Origin of the sequence: Robertmurraya mesotrionivorans, from assembly GCF_050971805.1 — a bacterium.
In the GTDB taxonomy this organism is placed as follows: Bacteria; Bacillota; Bacilli; order Bacillales; family Cytobacillaceae; genus Robertmurraya_A.
Map to the genome: position 1 here is coordinate 34,990 of NZ_JBPCCH010000003.1, position 19,284 is coordinate 54,273.

At 38.2% G+C, this 19,284-nt stretch carries 16 protein-coding genes; 6 read left to right on the plus strand and 10 right to left on the minus strand.

What is annotated here, in order from left to right:
• Positions 1-279 precede the first annotated feature (279 nt).
• Together ACRX5O_RS06680 and ACRX5O_RS06685 are read left to right on the plus strand one after the other, a co-directional pair.
• A complete protein-coding gene (locus ACRX5O_RS06680) occupies positions 280-1,053 on the plus strand; it encodes an IclR family transcriptional regulator (RefSeq protein WP_433905245.1) in 774 nt (257 codons plus the stop codon).
• Positions 1,054-1,098: 45 nt separating this feature from the next.
• Entirely contained in the window at positions 1,099-2,034 is a 936-nt protein-coding gene (locus tag ACRX5O_RS06685; protein ID WP_433905246.1) for an amidohydrolase family protein, read from the plus strand.
• Between the two features lie 49 nt (positions 2,035-2,083).
• On the opposite strand, the gene ACRX5O_RS06690 is transcribed toward ACRX5O_RS06685, so the two are convergent.
• From ACRX5O_RS06690 to ACRX5O_RS06715, 6 genes are all read right to left on the minus strand, one after another.
• The gene (locus tag ACRX5O_RS06690) at positions 2,084-2,530 is read right to left on the minus strand and encodes a PNPOx family protein (protein WP_433905247.1); all 447 of its coding nucleotides are present in this window, start codon (positions 2,528-2,530) and stop codon (positions 2,084-2,086) included.
• Positions 2,531-2,546: 16 nt separating this feature from the next.
• Positions 2,547-3,731 carry an acyl-CoA dehydrogenase family protein gene (locus tag ACRX5O_RS06695; protein ID WP_433905248.1) on the minus strand — a complete coding sequence of 395 codons (1,185 nt, stop codon included), beginning with the start codon at positions 3,729-3,731 and terminating at the stop codon, positions 2,547-2,549.
• A 4-nt stretch (positions 3,732-3,735) separates the two neighbouring features.
• Complete coding sequence (locus ACRX5O_RS06700; protein WP_433905249.1) at positions 3,736-4,710, minus strand: VOC family protein; 975 nt, start codon at positions 4,708-4,710, stop codon at positions 3,736-3,738.
• Entirely contained in the window at positions 4,707-5,645 is a 939-nt protein-coding gene (locus ACRX5O_RS06705) for a fumarylacetoacetate hydrolase family protein (protein ID WP_433905250.1), read from the minus strand. The genes ACRX5O_RS06700 and ACRX5O_RS06705 overlap by 4 nt, the downstream gene beginning before the upstream one ends.
• A 167-nt stretch (positions 5,646-5,812) precedes the next feature.
• Entirely contained in the window at positions 5,813-6,757 is a 945-nt protein-coding gene (locus ACRX5O_RS06710; protein WP_433905251.1) for an alpha/beta hydrolase fold domain-containing protein, read from the minus strand.
• Positions 6,758-6,759: 2 nt separating this feature from the next.
• Positions 6,760-7,806: a quercetin 2,3-dioxygenase gene (locus tag ACRX5O_RS06715; RefSeq protein WP_433905252.1), complete on the minus strand. Its 1,047-nt coding sequence runs from the start codon at positions 7,804-7,806 to the stop codon at positions 6,760-6,762.
• Positions 7,807-8,046: 240 nt separating this feature from the next.
• Between ACRX5O_RS06715 and ACRX5O_RS06720 the strand changes: the two genes are divergently transcribed.
• Entirely contained in the window at positions 8,047-8,937 is an 891-nt protein-coding gene (locus tag ACRX5O_RS06720; protein WP_433905253.1) for a LysR family transcriptional regulator, read from the plus strand.
• 47 nt (positions 8,938-8,984) lie between these two features.
• Here ACRX5O_RS06720 and ACRX5O_RS06725 read toward each other — a convergent pair whose 3' ends face one another.
• The gene (locus tag ACRX5O_RS06725) at positions 8,985-9,413 is read right to left on the minus strand and encodes an Rrf2 family transcriptional regulator (RefSeq protein ID WP_433905254.1); all 429 of its coding nucleotides are present in this window, start codon (positions 9,411-9,413) and stop codon (positions 8,985-8,987) included.
• Between the two features lie 194 nt (positions 9,414-9,607).
• On the opposite strand from ACRX5O_RS06725, the gene hmpA reads away from it, so the two are divergent.
• Positions 9,608-10,846: an NO-inducible flavohemoprotein gene (gene hmpA, locus ACRX5O_RS06730; protein ID WP_433905255.1), complete on the plus strand. Its 1,239-nt coding sequence runs from the start codon at positions 9,608-9,610 to the stop codon at positions 10,844-10,846.
• A gap of 55 nt (positions 10,847-10,901) precedes the next feature.
• Here the strand turns inward: hmpA and ACRX5O_RS06735 are convergent, their stop codons facing one another.
• On the minus strand, positions 10,902-11,969 hold the full coding sequence (locus ACRX5O_RS06735; protein WP_433905523.1) for an NAD(P)H-dependent flavin oxidoreductase: 1,068 nt from the start codon (positions 11,967-11,969) through the stop codon (positions 10,902-10,904).
• 102 nt (positions 11,970-12,071) lie between these two features.
• Between ACRX5O_RS06735 and ACRX5O_RS06740 the strand changes: the two genes are divergently transcribed.
• Positions 12,072-13,094, plus strand: a complete 1,023-nt coding sequence (locus ACRX5O_RS06740) for an AraC family transcriptional regulator (protein ID WP_433905256.1) — start codon at positions 12,072-12,074, stop codon at positions 13,092-13,094.
• 21 nt (positions 13,095-13,115) lie between these two features.
• Here the strand turns inward: ACRX5O_RS06740 and ACRX5O_RS06745 are convergent, their stop codons facing one another.
• On the minus strand, positions 13,116-15,944 hold the full coding sequence (locus ACRX5O_RS06745) for an alpha-L-rhamnosidase (RefSeq protein WP_433905257.1): 2,829 nt from the start codon (positions 15,942-15,944) through the stop codon (positions 13,116-13,118).
• Between the two features lie 176 nt (positions 15,945-16,120).
• Positions 16,121-17,395 carry an MFS transporter gene (locus ACRX5O_RS06750; RefSeq protein WP_433905258.1) on the minus strand — a complete coding sequence of 425 codons (1,275 nt, stop codon included), beginning with the start codon at positions 17,393-17,395 and terminating at the stop codon, positions 16,121-16,123.
• Between the two features lie 495 nt (positions 17,396-17,890).
• Here ACRX5O_RS06750 and brnQ point away from each other — a divergent pair, with 495 nt between their 5' ends.
• Positions 17,891-19,234 (plus strand): branched-chain amino acid transport system II carrier protein, encoded by a 1,344-nt coding sequence (brnQ, locus tag ACRX5O_RS06755; RefSeq protein WP_433905259.1) that lies wholly within the window; start codon positions 17,891-17,893, stop codon positions 19,232-19,234.
• Positions 19,235-19,284 lie beyond the last annotated feature (50 nt).

The following is a 19,284-nucleotide window of genomic DNA, read 5'->3' on the forward strand; positions in this document are numbered from 1 at the left end:
TGATTAAAACGCTTACATTTTGTTGTTTAGAAAAATCTTTTCTTTTAAGTTGGAAAGGATTCTCCTAAAATTTATTAATCTTCATATTTTTTATCTTACTCACTACTTTTTACGCTATCAACATTGGAGTTTCTCTATATGCAACAAAACACAAAAAATTTATTTTATTTTAAACTTTATAAATATTCACTTTATTTATTTGGATTTATTTGCTATATTCTCCACTATAGAGAAACAATCTTTATTCTGTTTCAAATGATGAAAAAAGGAGGATACTAGATGGTTACGGAAAAACAGGAAGACCAGCATTTATCATCCGTAAAAAATGCTTTACGAATATTAAGAAGCTTTACGATGGAAGAGCCAGAAAAGAAGATTAGCGATTTATCTACTTCTCTAGGTATTAATAAAAGTACGGTGAGTAGGACCATGGCAACGTTAGCTTCCGAGGGTTTTGTCTATAAAGATCCAGAGTCAAGAAAGTATCGACTCGGCCTATCCATCCTTTCCTTAAGCGGAATCGTTAATAGTCATATGGACATCTACAAAGAATCACAGTCCGTATTAAACCGTCTGGTGGAAAGTATAGGCGAAACAGCCCATATTTCTGTACTCGATAATGATGAAGTCATCTATCTTCAAAAGGTTGATTGCCACCACCCTGTTCGTGTGTTAACGAATGTTGGAAAAAGGAATCCTCCTTATTGCACGAGCTCAGGTAAGGTGTTATTAGCCTATTCGGATGATCAACTAGTCGATAGAGTCATTGAAAAAGGCTTAACAAGATATACGAAAAACACCATTACCGACCCTAGTAAACTTCGAAGCCATTTAAAACAAATAAAAGAAAACGGTTACACTTTTAGCAGTGAAGAAATTCTCGAAGGGGTCAACTCGATCGCTGCACCTGTCTATGATTATCGTGGAAAGGTCATCGCTGCACTAGCAATTGTAGGACCAAAACAAAGGATACAAGCAAACAAAGTTCCTGGCTACGCAAAGAAAGTGATCCAAGCCGCCATGGAAATATCAAACCGTATGGGTTATTGGTAATCAGAAACTAAAATTCTATTAAAATAATAAAGGAGAATCCCCAAAATGCATGATTTCCACACTCATTTTATCCCAGATGATGTTCTTACTTGGTTAAAGGATCATAAAGATACCGTCAATGCCAAATGGATTAAAAACGAAGAAAACAAAGATGATTTTTTAGTAGTCAATGATAAATGGGGCTTTGAATTAAAACCATCCTTTATCGACACAGACCTATATCTTCACAAACAAAAAGAAGCTGGTGTTTCTCATTCCTTGATTTCACCGATTCCACAGCTTTTTATGTATGACTTCCCACTAGACATCACTACAGATATTTCCCAAGTATATAATCAATCTTTATCACAATTCATTACACAAACGAAGGGACGCTTATCCGCTCTTGGCACCGTTCCACTCAGCCATCCTGATCGTGCCGCACAAATTTTACATGATGCAATGAACCTTGGGCTTAAAGGGGCAATCATTGGACCTTCAGCAGCTGGAAAAATGCTTTCAGACGACTTATTTATTCCATTTTTTGAAGAAGCAAACCGGTTAAAAGCGATTCTTTTCATCCATCCTTTACTAAGCGAAGATCCTCGATTAAAAAATTGGATGATGCCGAACCTAATTGGCGTCCCATGGGAAACAACCGTGTGTGCAACTGATATTTTATTAAGCGGTATGATCGACAAATATCCTAATATTAAAATATTATTTGCTCATGGCGGAGGGTTCCTTCCTTATCAAATCGGTAGACTTGATAAAGGATATGAACAATGGGGAGCTGTTTCCTCCAACCTGCAAGGAAAGCCATCAGAGTACTTAAAACGCTTCTGGTATGATACAGTCTTATGGAATCCAGCAAGCATTGATTTTCTAGTGGAAACAGTAGGTGAAGATCGAGTCGTTCCGGGCTCTGATTTCCCTTTCGATCTTTGTGCTTGGCCACCACAGGCGTCATTTGTAAAAGGAATACAATCTTTACTAGATTAAAAAAACCAAGCCAACCACTTACAGTGGTTGGCTTGGTTTTCTTTTTTCGTTACTCACTTAGAAGCTCATAAACTTCGGTGTCTAATTTAATAGCTAAGTCTTTATTATACGTTTTCTCATAAGCAGGTTCTGTTGTTACCTTACCTCCGTAAAACATCACGTTTTCAACTGATTCTACTTCAATGGTGACAACGCATAGTTTCATAGTGAGTTCTTTTATTTCAGAGACGGATGCTTTTCCCTGCACCGAATAACAGCTTCCAGCCCCAATCACCCCTAATACTACGTTAGGATTCCTTTGAATATTATCTATACTAGATGCTTTATGTCCAAGCGCCACTTTTATCGTCTTTCCATCAGCTGCAGGATGTACCCACGAAACTACACTTAACTGTGGTAAATTAGTTTCCGCATTCATTGTGATCAAGGAAACCATGGTTTCTCCCTGCAAAGAAGAAATCAGGTCAGCCGTCAACTTGTCTGCACTTACTGTCATGTTCATTCCTCCGTTTCTAGTATTCTACACTCACAGGAAGTCCAAGCTCCAATTTGCCAAAAAGCTCTCCTACCCAATCGAAATTAAATGCGGTATGTTGTGCTCCCGCGTGGATATCTCGCCAATATTGTTGTAATGGATGGCTTTCGGCTGATGCTGCTGCTCCACTGCTCGTATAAATGGTTTCCATTGCTTCGGTACATAGTTCCGCACAATAACAATAATTTCTTCGCAAACTAACTCGTTCCTTGTATTCGAGTACTCGTCCGGATTCTACTAATTCCAGCGATTTATGAAGGAGGGCATCTACCGCTTCCAGCTTAGCTGCTACTTTAGCTAGTCGAATTTGTTGATGTGTTAAGTTTGCGACAGGCTCTCCTTTACGGGATTTATTTTTTCCAATGACCATATCCCGCCAAATGTCATATGCACCTTTTGTTGCTCCTAAAATAACAGATAATAATGTTACTGGCATAACCGCTGACAGTTGAATCCGGTAGAGTGGAGCCTTATTTTGTTCCATCCCAGGAGAAATGCCGTGAAGGTTCCACGGAGTCAACTCCATCGTGCGGTATTCAGGGACAAACACATCCGTTAATTCTAGTAAGTTACTACCTGTTCCTCTCATTCCTACAACATGCCATACATCAATTACTCTCAAATTGCTTTTCGGTACAAGAAAATACAACATCTTTTTTTCTTTCTGGCTATCCTTTTGTGGAGCTGCCGCACTAATCATGACCCAATCACAGTGGTTAATACCTGAAGAAAATCCCCATTTCCCAGTTAGACGATATCCACCTTTTACTTTTAGGATTTCTGAGTTCGGACTTGGATTTATGGAGGTGGCTAGACAAGCATCTGGATTGTCCTTCCATACATCTTTCTGAGCGTCGTTCGGGAAAAAGGCAAGCATCCAGCTATGAAGCAGTAATAAGGAATAGCACCAGCCTGCTGAGGCATCTCCTTTTGATACCTCAATTGCACTACCAGCTAATGTTTTCCAATCAAGTTCGTGTCCCCCCCAACGACTAGGCACCAGCGAGCGAACTAACCCTGATGCAATAAAATCGTCAATGTTCTCTTGTGGTTGATGCCTCAAGCTTTCCCCTTCTCGTGAACGAGAACGTATCATGATAGATAATTCCCTTGCACGCTCAATGGCTTCCTCATGAGTTAACTTATTTAACATCTTGTTCATTCCCTCACCCTCCTGTACTTGATTTCTCAATATCTGGTGTACCATATGTGTGGAACGTAGCTGGCAGAGGCGATCCCCAAGCTAATCCTTTTTTTCGTTCTTCCGGAGTCCATGTTACCGTTTCCCAATCAGGTGTATAAATTAAAAATCCACCCGAGCAAACTTCAATCCGATTGCCTCCAGGTTCATACACGTACACAAACATCGTTTGCCCTGCCACATGTTTGTTAGGAGGAGCTTCAATATAAATTCCATTATCTAAAAACACATCTGCTGCTCGCAGAACCATTTCTGGAGTCTCTACTTTAAAGGCGGCGTGATGAAAGCGGCCCTGGGCACCTGTTTTATCTAATGAAATCGCCATATCATACGACTTATTGGTCACATGTAGCCAAGCAGTTGTTTGTTTCCCTGTTTCTGTTACCGCTTGCTCACTTAATTTGAAACCGAGGAACTTACGATAAAACAAACTATCCGCATCCACATTAGGACTAAACAAATTAATATGATCAAGCTGTGTAACCGCAGCACCCCTTGCAGAATATTTTTGCGGCATATTTTTTAACCCTGGCTTTAAATGATCGGGTGTCATGTACTTTTCCACTTCGTAAAAGACTTCTATTTTATGTCCAGCCGGATCCATAAAACGATAGGAAGGACCATGTCCATAATCTCCGTCAGTCCAACCGATACCGTACTTACTATCCTTAAGATGGTTCGCACGTTGTTCAAGCGCTTGTGAAGAGTAGGTTCTCATCGCCACATGACCAAGGCCAGCTTGCTTGGCTTCGGTTAGCTTCAGACTATAAAGCTGCTGGTCACCCCAGCCTCGTAAATACACGGATTGTCCCTCACTCTTTAAGACAGTCATCCCAAGTAGTTCCTGGAAAAATTCAAGACTTTCATTTGGCTTTGGTGATAGCAATTCTATATGAGCTAAATGAGCAATATCCCGAATCGGCTCTTGAAAAATTGTCATGAAACACTCTCCTCCTTAATCGTCGTCAAGATCGCTCCAATCCCCGAAATTTCCACTTTTACAACATCTCCATCTTGAAGGAACTTATTTTGCGCCTCACCAACACCACCTGGAGTTCCCGTACAAACAATATCACCTGGTTCTAACGTGCAAATGCCAGATAAAAACTCAACCAAATGATTTACGTTAAACAACAGTTGCTCTGTATTAGAGGTTTGTCTTACTTCACCATTTACGGTTAAAGAAATATCCAAATCATGAGGATTTGCAATTTCATCCTTCGTCACTAATACGGGGCCTAATGGAAGACTTTTATCAAGAGTTTTTCCTTGCAGCCATTGGATGGTTCTTTTTTGCATATCGCGAGCTGTAATATCATTAGCTACTGTGTAGCCGTACACATAATCCAAAGCATCCTCTGCCTTAATGTTCTTTCCTTCCTTCCCAATCACGAATGCCAATTCTGCCTCATAATCTAGCTTCTTCGTTAACTCAGAGTTAAGTGGAAAGACGTCGTTAGGAGCAGCAATCGCTGTTGCAAACTTAGCAAAAATAACCGGGTGAGCTGGGAAATCTCGCTTCATTTCAATAATATGATTCTTGTAATTCAATCCAACGCAGATAATCTTACTTGGCTTTAATACCGGTGGTCCAATTTCTACCGAATCTTTTTTATAGATTGCCAATGTTTCTTCTGAATGTCCAAGTGCATAGTCGATGGCTTCTTTTGCCGCTTTTATAGCCATATCCCCATTTGCAATAAATTCCACAGGATTAGTTGGGAGTAAAGCGTTTGCAATTTCTTCCGCCCTTTGTTGCCCTTGTTGCTTTAGCTGCTCTATATACGCTTGCTGCGGATCGATGATCGTATTTTCATCTACTAAAACACCTAGTCTGAGTGAATCATTATTTACGGAATATGTTAGTAATTTCAAGAAAACTCCTCCTCGTTTTTCAATCTAGCCATTGTGTTAGCCTGTAATTAAATGATAAGACAGAAAAAAACTTTTTTGAAATACATAGATGTTATTTGAGAAATCGCAATTTCAGATGATTGAACAGTAAGAAAAAAGATACTCCGTTTACTTGGAGTATCTTTTAGTCAATTTTTTATTAAATGTTTTCCAAAAAACCTTTCAATCATTTCAAATATTTTTACGTGGGTGGTTTCTATCTGCTCTTTCTCCCCTGCTCTAGTCGTACAAAGCTTAACAGTATAAGGTTCATGATTGTCCAAATCATTGTTGTTGAAAAAGGCATGACCAAAACCATCTATTAAACAGAGCGTGGCATCATTTCCTTTTTCTAAGAGAGCTTGATAAAGTAATTCACTTTGATGTGCCGGTACTGCCGTATCATTTGTTCCATGCATGATCAGAAAAGGCGGTTCTCCCCCCTTTATGTACGTGATGGGATTGGCTTCCCGCACACGATCAGGTATCAAATGGATAGGAGCTCCTAGTAATTGAGATTCTGGAGAATCCATATCAGAGTGATGTAAGACTGGGTGAAGTCGTTCCGTTTCTGGATCATTGGAAGGTCCCTCAGATGTATGATGGAGATCCATTTGCAAGAAATCTGTTGGACCATAACCGTCAACCACTGCCTGAACATCACTGGAAAATTCAGCATATTCATGATCCAAATCTTCAAGGATTCCAGATCCCGTAGTTGCCGCTAATGAAGCCAAATGTCCGCCAGCAGATGAACCCCATAATCCAATACGTCCGCTGTCTAACTGATACTCATCAGCAACCGAACGAAGCCAACGGATCGCCGTCTTCACATCATGAATTTGTGCTGGAAACAGTGCTTCCCCGCTTAAACGATACTCTATACTCGCCATAGCAAAGCCTTTTTCGGCAAAAAACTGACAAAAATCCGGCCCAAGCTTCCGATCCCCAATTCTCCAACCGCCTCCATGTAACCACACAATAACTGGCAATGGTTCTTTTGCATGTAGAGGCAAATATAAATCTAGCAATAACGGCTTTCCACAGGGGGAGGAAAACACAAGGTCTGGTATAATTCTAACTTTAAAACTCATATTTAACTAACCTCTTCAATATCAGAGGGACGTGGCGGCTTTCCTAATAGAGTCAAATCAATTTCCTGGATTCGTTGAATGACTCGATCAAACCGATAGGGTGCAGGCTCGCTAGGAAAAATAGGATGTTCATATTCATCTCCTAGAATACGAAAGAAATCCTCAAAATCCCCTGGTGTTAATACCCCCAGAAACTTCGTGTAGTGGGCATCACAACGGAAGCGATGGGCCGTTTTTGCAGGCACGTAGGCAAAATCTCCCGGCAAGAGATGCAACTCCTCTCCATCTACCCAAAGGGTCATTTCTCCTTGCAAACACATAAAGGTTTCATTTGTGAATTCATGTGCGTGTTCTCCAATCGGCAACCCCTTTGGTCCCTCTGATACTAAAGCAATAAAATGACCGTCCGTTGCCTCTTTCGTAGTAAGAAGAGAGTGAACAGTATCCCCACTCAGCAGGTGCACTCCTTCTCCAGATTCAAGAACGTAGGGTTTAGCCTCTTTTGGTATGGCACACCCTTTCACCAACTGAGCCGACTCGGATACTTGCTGACGATCAACGATTTTTATATCAATATTACTAGGAATGTTTGCAAGACCATTTAATTCTAAGGGGGTTTTACAAACTGGTGGACGTTCAAATTTATCATAAGTCTCCCCAATATGTGAATATAGCTCTGCCACAGTTCCATTAATGGTAAAAGACCAAAAGCGTGTTCGATGACTCTGCATCCAATACGAATGAACCGTGCCTGCAGGAATATGAACATAATCCCCTGCCGTTAACAGATGCTTTTCTCCATTTATCTCTACCTCAAGTCTACCATCAAGAACGACAATTCCTTCCTGGGCTTGTTCGTGTATATGTGATGGAAAATAGTCCCCTTTTCCGCCTGATAATTGAACGATTTCTAGCATATCACCAGTACTTTTTGTTGTAGCAACAACCGACGCTACCTGTGTTCCGAATAAGTATCTTTCACCCTCACCATTTCGAACGTAATATGGTTTGCCTTCATTAGGTAATTTGCCAACGACCTGTACGACCATTTCACCACACCCCTAGTCAGTATTTTTTATATTGTAAAGCGCTTTCACATTTAACCATAAAACGAAATCGAAAGAATTGGAAATATTAGAGTTTGATTTCTGTAATCACGATTTCTGATTACTCTTCCTATTTTATTGTAGTAGACAACTGTTTGTTATATGGGAAACTTTCCTTCCTCATCCTTTTATTCTCATATTCTATGATAAAATAATAGAAAAATCATGACAAGTGAGGGTCTTATGGATATTCGCCAATTGCGTTATTTTATCACTGTTGCCGAGCATTTAAATTTTACGAAAGCTGCCAATCAGCTGTATGTTGCTCAATCCGCGATTAGCCAGCAAATTGCGGATTTAGAGGATCAAGTGGGAGTAAAACTATTTATCAGAAACAAACGCTCCGTAAAGCTCACCCCTGCAGGCTCTGTTTTTCTCAAAGAAGCCATTGAGATAGTGGAAAAAACATGCGTGGCCATTGAAAAGGCAAAGCAAACTGATGAAGGAATCATTGGTAGTCTTTCGATAGGCTTTTTGGCCGTACATGTTCGAGGTTTTCTACCAGAAGTCATCAAACGATTTCGTAAATTATATCCAAAAGTCGAACTCCATTTAAATCATTTTCCTAGTAAAATGCTAAAAGATGAATTAGAGCATGGGGAACTAGATTTCGCTCTAACCCTGCCGTCTGGTCTTCATCGAATTGAAGAAATAGAAATCGAAACGGTTGCTAAAGAACCGTATTGCATTGTTATGCACAAAAATCATCCATTAGTAAACAACAAAAAAATCACTTTATCAGATGTGGCACAGGAACCATTCATCATACATAATCGTCACGATTCACCGGTCGGTTCGTATGATTTTATTGTCCAGATATGCGAGCAACATGGATTCACTCCAAAAATAGTCAGCCAGCCTCGCTTTGTTGATACGGTGCCCATACTTGTGGAATCAGAAATGGGGATCTCCATTTTACCCAAAAGCTTTGAAACGATCTCTAGCTCCTCGCTACGTTTTGTGGAAATCGATCAATTTGACGACCAAGACTTTGAGCTTGTCATTGCTTGGAAAAAGAACAATTTGAATCCGTCCTTATCGCTGTTTTTGAAGGTGTTAAGATCGTTTTTGTAGTTCAATGAAAATAATAAAAGGTTGCCTGAGCAACCTTTTTACTTATATTAAAATAGTGTCTTTAATTCTTCCCTATTTTGCAGCAAATCTTCTAATGTATATCCGTCTAAGACTTTCAGATAAGAGTTTAGTGCCTCATTCAATACAAATTTCAATTTACAAGCCGGACTTAATTTGCAAGTGTTTCTCGTCTCGTCAAAGCATTCAACCAAATTAATTGGGCTCTCTGTATGACGAACAATCGCACCAATATTTATTTGATCTGGCTCTTTCGCTAGCCTTATTCCTCCATTTCTTCCCCTAACGGTTTCAATCATCCCGAGCTTTCCTAATTCATACACCACTTTACTTAAATGGTTATTGGAGATGTTATAAAAACTTGAAATTTCTTTAATATTTGATTTTTCACCGCTCACCTGCATTCCCAAATAGATTAATACACGTAATGTATAGTCTGTATATGCGGTTAATTGCATGGTAATCACCCTTGTTCTCAATTGCATTTCAGTAATTTAAATATAACATAAACCATCTTTTGTCATCACAAATGTGAACATTTTGTTAAACATGTATTTTAAATATTGCTTTAAGTAATCATCAATGTCTAAAATAAATATGTATTTAAAATATATCTTTATCACTGTGAGAATATTATTAAGGGGAGATTAGCATGACAACAACCACAAGTCCATTAGACACGAAAACGATTGAAATTATTAAATCTACTGTTCCTGTCTTAGCACAACATGGGGAAGCCATTACCAAGAGATTCTACGAGATGATGTTTACAAACCATCCGGAGTTGTTAAATATTTTCAACCACGCCAATCAAAAACAAGGAAGACAGCAAAAAGCTCTAGCAAATACGGTTTACGCTGCAGCTGCATATATTGATAACTTAGAAGCAATACTACCAGTTGTTAGACAAATTGCCCATAAACATAGAAGTTTACAAGTCAAAGCTGAGCATTATCCTATCGTCGGAAAACATTTATTATTGGCAATAAAGGATGTACTTGGCGATGCTGCGACCGATGACATTATTGATGCTTGGGGGAAAGCGTATGGTGTCATTGCTGATGTATTTATTCAAGTAGAAAAAGAAATGTATGAGGAAACGGTTGCTCAATCTGGTGGCTGGAATAATTTTAGAGAATTCACTGTTGCTAAGAAAGTAAAAGAAAGTGAAGTAATCACCTCTTTCTACTTGCAGCCAAAGGATGGTGAGGGGATTCCTACTTTCACTCCTGGCCAGTATATTAGCATTCGTGTAAAAATTGCCGGAGAAGAGTACACTCATATTCGCCAGTATAGCTTATCTGACAGTCCTGAAAAAGAGTACTACCGCATTAGTGTAAAAAAGGAAACCTCTTCTTCTGAACATATCCCAAACGGGAAAGTATCCACTTACTTACACGATACCATCCAAGAAGGAGATACTCTTGAAGTGACAGCTCCTGCAGGGGACTTTGTTTTAGATGTAGAATCTACAGAACCTGTTGTATTGCTAAGTGGTGGTGTTGGAATTACTCCAATGATTAGCATGTTAAATACCATTGCTTCTAAACAGCCAAATCGTAAAGTCACATTTATTCACGCCGCTATTAACGGAACGACTCATGCCATGCATGAGCATGTTAAAGAACTTTCTAATAAATCGGAGAATATCGAGTATTATCTTTGCTATGAAAAGCCAACAGAAATGGATGTATTAAACAATGAGTTCGATAAAGAAGGATATATAGACCTTTCTTGGATTGATTCTGTCGTTCAAGATAAAAACGCTTCTTTCTACTTCTGTGGTCCGATTCCATTCATGAAAACAGTTAATAACGCATTAAAAAAGTTAGGAATTTCTTCTGATAAGATCCATTTTGAATTCTTTGGTCCTGCTGATCAGTTAAATTAAGGATTAAAAATAGGAAAGCCATTCTAGCTGATATAGCTGAATGGCTTTTTTACACTCAAAATTCTTTCAACAACTGATCGACCTGAGAAACAATACCTGTGATAAGTTCATAAACAGATTGACGTTGACTCAGCCTAACCCCTTGACCCGACCAAAGAGACATAAGCTCAGGATTATTTTGTCTTGCAGCTTCTTTTCTAATATTACTAGTTAAATAATGTTGAATAGGATAAGCTGGTATCAAGTTTTCTCTGCTCTTCAGCTCTTTCATAAACTGGTTGTTAATTCCTCTAGCCGGTTTTCCTGAAAATACGGTAGTTACCATTGTCTCGTCTTCTGTTGCTTGTAGTATAGCTTTTTTGTGTTGATCATTTGCTCCACTCTCTATCGTAGTGAGAAAAGCTGTCCCCATTTGAACTGCTTCTGCTCCTAAAAACTTAGAAGCTATCAAACCTCTACCATCCATCACCCCGCCGGATGCAATAACAGGAATGGTGACATGATCCACAACCTGAGGTACCAAAGCCATTAGGCCTACTAAACTTTCTTGCGCGTCTTTTGCAAAAGTACCCCGATGCCCTCCAGCTTCACTTCCTTGAACCACAACAGCATCCATCCCAACATTTTCATTGATTACAGCTTCATTCACGGTTGTGGCTGTTCCAATGACAATGACCTTATGTTTCTTTAATTCGCTTATTACTTCCTTTGATGGGATCCCAAATGTAAACGAGCACACAGGCACCTTTTCTTCAATGATAATTTTTAGTTTTTCTTCAAATATAGAGCTATTTTCATATGTAGGTAATTCCAATTTAATCCCTAATAGGTTTCTAAAAGGTTGTAAGAGTTCGTTTGCCTCATTTATTTCTTCATCTGATATTTTTGGTTGTTCTGGTATAAATAAGTTAACCCCAAATGTTCTAGTAGTTAAAGCTTTTATTTCCCTTATCTGATGACGTAATTCATCGGGCTGCATATATCCAGCACCAATCATCCCTAAGGCACCGGCGTTTGACACTGAAGAGACAAACTTGGAAGTTGTTACACCGCCTGCCATAGGCGCTTGAATGATCGGATAATCCAATCCTAGTAGTTTAGTTATTTTATTTTGGTACCACATCAATATCACCCTTCCATCAACCTTGATTTTTTCATTTATTTCTTTATTGTATTCGCTTACAATATAAGTAGTATATTATATTTTTAAAGAAGGTGACTATATTTGGATACATCCACTCTTGAAAAACAATTAAGAGAATTGAGTGAATTTGAAATAAAGTATTCTGGTAGTCCCTCACATCCAAAACATTACTCTCATTTAGGAGAGTCAGGTCTTACATTTTCTAAGGATATCCCCTTACCTACTATCGTACCTGTAGATAATTTTTTTAAACCAGATCAAAATGTTGTGTTTTTAAAACACCCACGCTATGTAAAATTCACAGAACACCGACATTCATTTATTGAAATGAATTATGTATTATCTGGTACGTGTAAACAATTTATTAACGGTAAAGAAGTTATTTTAAAGCAAGGAGATCTATGTTTGTTAGATACGAATGTAACTCATTCAATTGATAGTGCGTCAGAAAACGATATTATTATTAATATTCTAATTCGCACAAGTTACTTTGATTCAGCACTACTTCAAAGATTATCAGGAAATGACCTATTAACCGATTTTTTCGTAAATGCTATTTATAAACAAAAGAAGGATAGTCGTTATATCTTATTTTCAAAAGGGCAAAATGATCGCCTGAAAGATTTAATTTTACAAGCCGTAAATGAATTTTATCATCCTCAACTATGCTCAAACGAAGCAATTAATTCATATATGTTACTAATTTTCACGGAATTGTTAAGAAGTTATAATAGTCTTTCAAAAACAAAAGGGGAACCTACCTTTAAAAAAGGCATCATTTCTGAAATACTAAAGTATATGGAATTGAATTATAAGAACATTACGTTAGAAAAAACAGCGGAAAAGTTTCATTTTCACCCAAACCATTTAACACGGCTTTTAAAAACCAACTTGGGAAAAACTTTTATTGAAGTATCACATCAATTAAAAATAAAAAATGCATGTACGCTCTTAGAAAACACTGACTTTACTATTGACCAAGTCGCCAATGAAGTCGGTTACACCAATATTACTTTTTTCTACAAATCATTTAAAAAAGTACATGGCATTACTCCTGCTGAATATCGAAAAAAAGGCACCAAAAGCGTTACCCATTTGGAGTAAAGCTCTTGGTGCCTCTTCTATCTAGCTTTTTAAACACGCTTCCTTACTAAGTTTTTTCATTTTATACGTAATATCAAACGGTCCCGAATCCACCAGGAATTCCACCCTATTTTCCTCTTTAATAAATTTACTATTTGTATATCCTCTATTTATTAATTGTGTCTGAAGGTTTGTAATGTTGTCCTCACATACATTCTTAAGTGAAATAATGGCAGAAGTACTTGGTGGGACATGAACTTGAAGAAACATTTCATTTGTATCTACCATTTGCCATTTGATTTTGATTTCACCGTATACAGAATCGTACTTGGTTTTAGCATGCGTCAGCTGATCGGTAATATTGGGCTCCACCTTAAATTTTTTGTATCCTGGCTCCATTGGGCTTAGTCCTCCGATATGACGAACAAGCCAATCTCCTACACATCCGAAGGCATAGTGATTAAAGGAGAATGCACCTACTGTCCCATCCGGTTTGATGGCTTCCCATGACTCCCAAATCGTGGTTGCACCATGATTCACTTCATATAACCATGAAGGACAATTCGTTTGGAACAAGAGCTTATAAGCAATATCTTTGTATCCATTTTCACATAAAACGTCCAAAATAAAGGGAACTGATAAAAATCCTGTATCAATTCGATAGTCATTTAATTTGATTAATTCGACCAATCGATTAACTGCCTTTTTCTTTTTATCTTCAGTTAGGAGATTAAAAGCAAGGGCAAGTGTATAAACCCCTTGGTAATCCGCTGTTAGCTTTCCAGTATCTTTCACGTAGGCATATTCAAAGGCTTTTTTCACCTTATGATGAAGATGATCATAATAGTGAGCCCTCTCTTTTTTTCCTAATATGTTTGCAATCTTAGATAATAAACTAGAAGAATAAGCGTAAAATGCAGTTGCTATACAATCCTTTGTTTTAAGAGCGGAGGCAATTGGACCTTGTGGATTTTCACCTAACATAAAACTAGGAATCATCCAGTCCCCAAAATGAAACTTCGTATCCCATAAATAACGGTCATCGTCATTTTCATTATTCTCTTTTCCCTTAGCTGCACTTTTTTCTATAAAAGAAAGCCATTTTTCCATCGCTGGATAGCATTCCTCCAGAATACGTTGATTCCCGTATCTTTGGTAGAGTATCCATGGAACGATGATGATTGCATCTCCCCAGCCTGCTGAAGATATACTTCCAGTAAATTTAAGGTCATTCCAAATATCCTTCGGTGCAGGAGAATAATTAAGAATCTCTCCCTCATTCGTCTGTTCTAGTTGCAGATTCCAAAGCCATCTGGTTAAAAATGATTGAACATCCATATTAAAAGCAGCAGTTGGTGCAAACACCTGTAAATCTCCTGTCCAACCGGCTCTTTCACGTTGAGGACAATCCGTTGGAATCGATAACATGTTCCCCTTCTGACTCCATTGGATATTCTGCCATAACTGATTGATCTTTGAATCAGATGTTTGGAAATGACCCGTTTGCTTCATATCAGAAAATAATACAATTGCTGTGATATCATCTAATAGAAGTTCAGAATGGTAGCCTGATAGGCGAACGTAGCGAAACCCATGGAAAGTAAAAGTTGGTTCAAACACTTCTCCATATTCACCACTAGCTACATAATAATCGGTTTGCTCTTTATTACGACCAACGATATTAGAAAAAAACTCACCCTTCTCATTTAATACTTCACTATGCTCTATCTTAATTTCTTCACCTTTTGAACATTGCAAATGTACCCGAACACGCCCTGCAATAATCTGCCCAAAATCAATGATAAACGCATTACTTTCATCCTTCCAAATTCGAATGGGAGAAAGAGATTCCATTGGTTTTACATATTCGCCGTATTGCGAACGTAAGTTATCTAAATTGTATTCGGCTACTTTAACACTCGACCATTCGTGGGATATGCATTCGTAGCCCGGACAATCCCAGGCAATTTTCTCTAAATTTTTGTCCTGTTTTTCCCCGATAAAAATATCACTGTATACATAATGGCTGTCGGCTGATTGAAAAGAGTGATCTGTTCCAATCATTTGCTTTGTTCCATCAGTAAATGTAATTTCTAATTGGGCAAGGAGCCCTTGACGGTTCCCGAACTGAGCACTTCCACCAGGGATACTGATTCTTCCTGCATACCACCCATCAGATAGTGTCACCCCGAGTACATTTTCCCCTACAACGAGATGTGGTAAGACGTCATAGGTTTGATACTGAAGATAGTTTGTGTAAGAGGTAAAATCAGGAGTAAATTCTGCCTCCGTGATCTTTTTCCCATTTATTTTTGCCTGATAAAGGCCATGTGCAGTAATATATAGTCTGGCCTTTTCAATTGGTTTATGACCCACTGTAAATGATTTTCTCACTATCTTTGGTGGGTGGAGCTTTTTTTCAGGTGGAGAGTACTCCCCTTTATTTTTCTTGATGAACATATCTTCTAAGGTAAGCTCTGGTTCCTCCGTTACATCTTCCTGCTCTGGTTCAATCCATCTTGCCACCCACTCATCTTTGTGTAGTAACCCCATTTCCCAATATTGTTCACTACTCCATGGTGTTTTCTCCCCATTGGAACACCAAACCCGAACTTTGTAGCAGTAACTCGCTCTACTTTCTAATGAAGGACCACCATATTCAATATGAATCGATTCCGTTGATTGAATTTTTTTTGAATCCCAAATTAGCTTTTTCATAGTAAAGGATACTTCAAATACTTGTACCTGATAAGCTATTTGACAAGTTCCTGCCGTTTCGCTTTTCAGCTTCCAGCTAAAACGAGGTTTTAAAATATCTGTCCCAAAAAGTATCTCTTGATTTTCTATTTTTACATCGATGACCTTTATCACGATTTTTTCCTCCCTGTATTTCCTTGTTTCTTCCTAAAATTCCAAAACCCTGTAATAACCAACATTTCAAATAGAACGGCTGCTGCAGCAATAACTATTAAGGTTACACTCATCATTGAACCTCCTTACACTGAGAAAATCCGCGCAAAAGTGAGCGCAGATTTCCCCCGACAATCTTATTGAGCGATTGAAATTTGATCATCTGCTTGTTTTTCAAGCTCTGGAATTGGTTTGACAACCACTCCAGCCAATATGGCAAATATCGAAAGCACGCCGAAGAATAATGGATAACCACCAGCTGCAACGACAGGACTTGCAAGGGCATTAGCTACCGGTGCACCAAGGTCATTCGCAATATTCACAATACCCATGTCCTTAGCAGCATCTTGAGGGTTTGGAAGAACTCTCGTCATAAGGGCAATATCAACTGCTAAGAACATTCCAAATCCAATCGAAACGACCGCGCCAGCTATATACGAAATGGAGATACTTGGAGCAAAGCTATACCCTAAAATACCTATTGCAGTCACTAATGCTGAAAGTAAAATAAACGGTTTTTGACGTCCAATTTTATCTGATAAAATACCTCCCAATATACTTGAGATCGCCAGTAACGGGATGGTTATATTCATGCTCATTGAAACAATTCCAGCAAGATCTTGTTGAGAAACATGAAAATGCTCTAAATAATAAACACTTGTGTAAGTAGCCGAGCAATAACCAATAGCCATAAAGAATCTCGTTAACACACCATACGTAAAGTACGGATATTTTTTCGGACTAGGATAAATACGTGATATTTTTTCACTAAACCGTAAATGACTTGCTTCTTCATTACTCTTCTGGAAATCCACTTTACTCTCTTTCACTAACAAACAGGCAATGATGGCACTCGCCACACTGATAACTCCAAGTAACAAGAATTTATTTTCAATCGTCCAACTATTTAACATGAACATCAAGTTAATCCCAATCATGATTGAAAGAGGAGAAACTAGACCAATGATCCCTGAAGCTGTCCCACGTTTCCTCTCATCGACTTGATCGGGGATTAATGCATATAACGCTGTATTCATAAAGCTTAAAAAGAATTTTGATATGGCAAAGAATACACATAATGCAGTAAATGATTCAGCTTTTCCAGTAAAATATAGACCAATTAAACCAGCACTCGCCCCAATCAATATCCATGGTCTTCGACGGCCAAATTTCCAGGAAGTACGATCGCTAATGATCCCGGATACATAAAGACCAAGTATCCCAACTGGAGCAGCCAAAATTGAAACGATACTAAAATTCTTGGTAACGTTTGCAGGATCCAGCATAGCTAATTTCATTGTTAGTAATAAAGCAATAGGAATAACAACCGCAATACAATAACCAAAACTTGCGATACAAATACCAGCGACTAATCGTCCGAAAGGCGTTTTACTAGCATTAGAAGTATTCATTTTACAACCCTCTTCCTTTAAAAAATGATTTATGAAAGCGCTTCTAATGTTAGTTTATAGGTTGATAGTCTAAATAACTATGTCTGTATCTCGCATGAAATATATCCATTTCAAACATTTTTATTAGTTCTTTTCTCACAGATCCTTAAAACAATCCTGTAGTTTCAATTTTATTAATTATTTTAGACAACAAGTTTCCTACCCGTTTGTAGTAAGAATACATGAAAGAATAATAACTGAATCAAACAATTTCACTATCCATTTCAACCACATATAGTAGTTGTTTTTCAAAAAAGAAAAAGACCCTAGCAAGAGTTCCAAGAATGGAAAACGTAATTACCTCTCCATCTTCAAAAAATAAGAGTAGGAGGAATAATTAACTAACCGGATTGACAATATAACGATAAATCTATATATTCAAATTTATTGTGACTACTAAAATATGTTTCTAATATAGTAGTTTAATTTAAAAAAACATCTAGAAGGAGGATCAACATGCAACAGAAAATACCATTTTCCACTTACGCATTGATCGGTACCATGCTTTTCGGTCTTTATTTCGGGGCAGGAAATTTAATTTTTCCGATCCAATTAGGACAACTTGCAGGTACGAACTTTTGGCCAGCATTGATTGGCTTTTTAGTCACAGCGATTGGCCTTCCCTTTTTAGGAATCCTAGCAATTGGCCTATCAGGCAGTACAGGCCTTCGTGATTTAGCAAGTCGCGTGCATCCACTTTTTGGTGTCGTATTTGCAATGGCCCTTTACTTAACGATTGGACCATTTTTTGCGATCCCACGTACGGCAACTGTACCATTCGTTGTTGGATTTGAACCGTATATCAATCCAGACTCAGCAAGCTTATGGCTTGGACTGTTTAGCCTTGTATTTTTTGCCATTGTTTATTATTTCTCTTTAAACCCAGCAAAGATTATGGACTACGTTGGAAAATATTTAACACCGGCCTTTTTACTATTTTTATTTATTTTAATTGTTACAGCGATTTTGAAGCCGATGGGTAACTTTGGTGAACCAACTGGTGATTATAAAGACTTAGCGTTTATGACAGGCTTTAAAGAAGGCTATAACACGATGGATGCCCTCGCTTCCCTTGCCTTTGGTATTGTTGTTATCAACGCGATTAAGAGTCAGGGAATTACCGAAACGAAAGCCATTGCCAAAGCAACTTGGCAGTCAGGTGTATTTGCGATGGGGCTTATGACGCTCATTTATGGGCTTATTACGTATATGGGTGCATCGAGTATAACCGCAGTAGGAACGTTTACGAATGGCGGGGAGATATTTGCTGCCGTTTCTCAGCATTACTTCGGATCACTCGGTAACATTTTATTAGCGATTATTATTGTTCTCGCTTGCTTAAAAACGAGTATTGGACTTATAACGGCATGTAGTGAATTTTTCCATAATGTTTTTCCAAAAGTGAGCTACCGTTGGTTTGTGCTTATGCTTTGTATCGTTTCTTTTGCAATTGCTAATTTCGGTTTGAATAATATCATTTTATTTGCTATCCCAGTATTGATGTTCTTATATCCATTAGCTATTGTTCTAATTTTATTGGCATTATTCTCACCATTATTCAAAGGAAAACAAAGCGTATTTGCTGCATCGATGCTACTCACGTTCTTTGTCAGTATCATCGATGGATATAGCACGTTAGCGGCTTATTTACCTGGAGCGACTGTAGGATTGTTTGAAAGTGTTAAAACTGTTTATGTAAATTATTTACCACTTTATGAAATTGGCCTTGGGTGGATGCTGCCAGCTTTTATTGGAGTGATCATCGGGTTGATATGGCCGAGTAAAACGAATAAAGAATAATAGAAAGGAGGAAGTTCCAAGGAACTTCCTCCTTTCTTTCAAAAACCAAC

Excerpts from the sequence above, each read along its gene's own strand:
- ACRX5O_RS06725 (WP_433905254.1), bottom strand. The coding sequence starts at position 9,413 with ATGCAATTAACCGCATATACAGACTATACATTACGTGTATTAATCTAT.
- ACRX5O_RS06695 (WP_433905248.1), bottom strand. The coding sequence starts at position 3,731 with ATGAACAAGATGTTAAATAAGTTAACTCATGAGGAAGCCATTGAGCGT.
- ACRX5O_RS06700 (WP_433905249.1), bottom strand. The coding sequence starts at position 4,710 with ATGACAATTTTTCAAGAGCCGATTCGGGATATTGCTCATTTAGCTCAT.
- brnQ (WP_433905259.1), top strand. The coding sequence starts at position 17,891 with ATGCAACAGAAAATACCATTTTCCACTTACGCATTGATCGGTACCATG.
- ACRX5O_RS06720 (WP_433905253.1), top strand. The coding sequence starts at position 8,047 with ATGGATATTCGCCAATTGCGTTATTTTATCACTGTTGCCGAGCATTTA.
- hmpA (WP_433905255.1), top strand. The coding sequence starts at position 9,608 with ATGACAACAACCACAAGTCCATTAGACACGAAAACGATTGAAATTATT.
- ACRX5O_RS06690 (WP_433905247.1), bottom strand. The coding sequence starts at position 2,530 with ATGACAGTAAGTGCAGACAAGTTGACGGCTGACCTGATTTCTTCTTTG.
- ACRX5O_RS06685 (WP_433905246.1), top strand. The coding sequence starts at position 1,099 with ATGCATGATTTCCACACTCATTTTATCCCAGATGATGTTCTTACTTGG.
- ACRX5O_RS06680 (WP_433905245.1), top strand. The coding sequence starts at position 280 with ATGGTTACGGAAAAACAGGAAGACCAGCATTTATCATCCGTAAAAAAT.
- ACRX5O_RS06750 (WP_433905258.1), bottom strand. The coding sequence starts at position 17,395 with ATGAATACTTCTAATGCTAGTAAAACGCCTTTCGGACGATTAGTCGCT.
- ACRX5O_RS06710 (WP_433905251.1), bottom strand. The coding sequence starts at position 6,757 with ATGAGTTTTAAAGTTAGAATTATACCAGACCTTGTGTTTTCCTCCCCC.
- ACRX5O_RS06715 (WP_433905252.1), bottom strand. The coding sequence starts at position 7,806 with ATGGTCGTACAGGTCGTTGGCAAATTACCTAATGAAGGCAAACCATAT.
- ACRX5O_RS06735 (WP_433905523.1), bottom strand. The coding sequence starts at position 11,969 with ATGTGGTACCAAAATAAAATAACTAAACTACTAGGATTGGATTATCCG.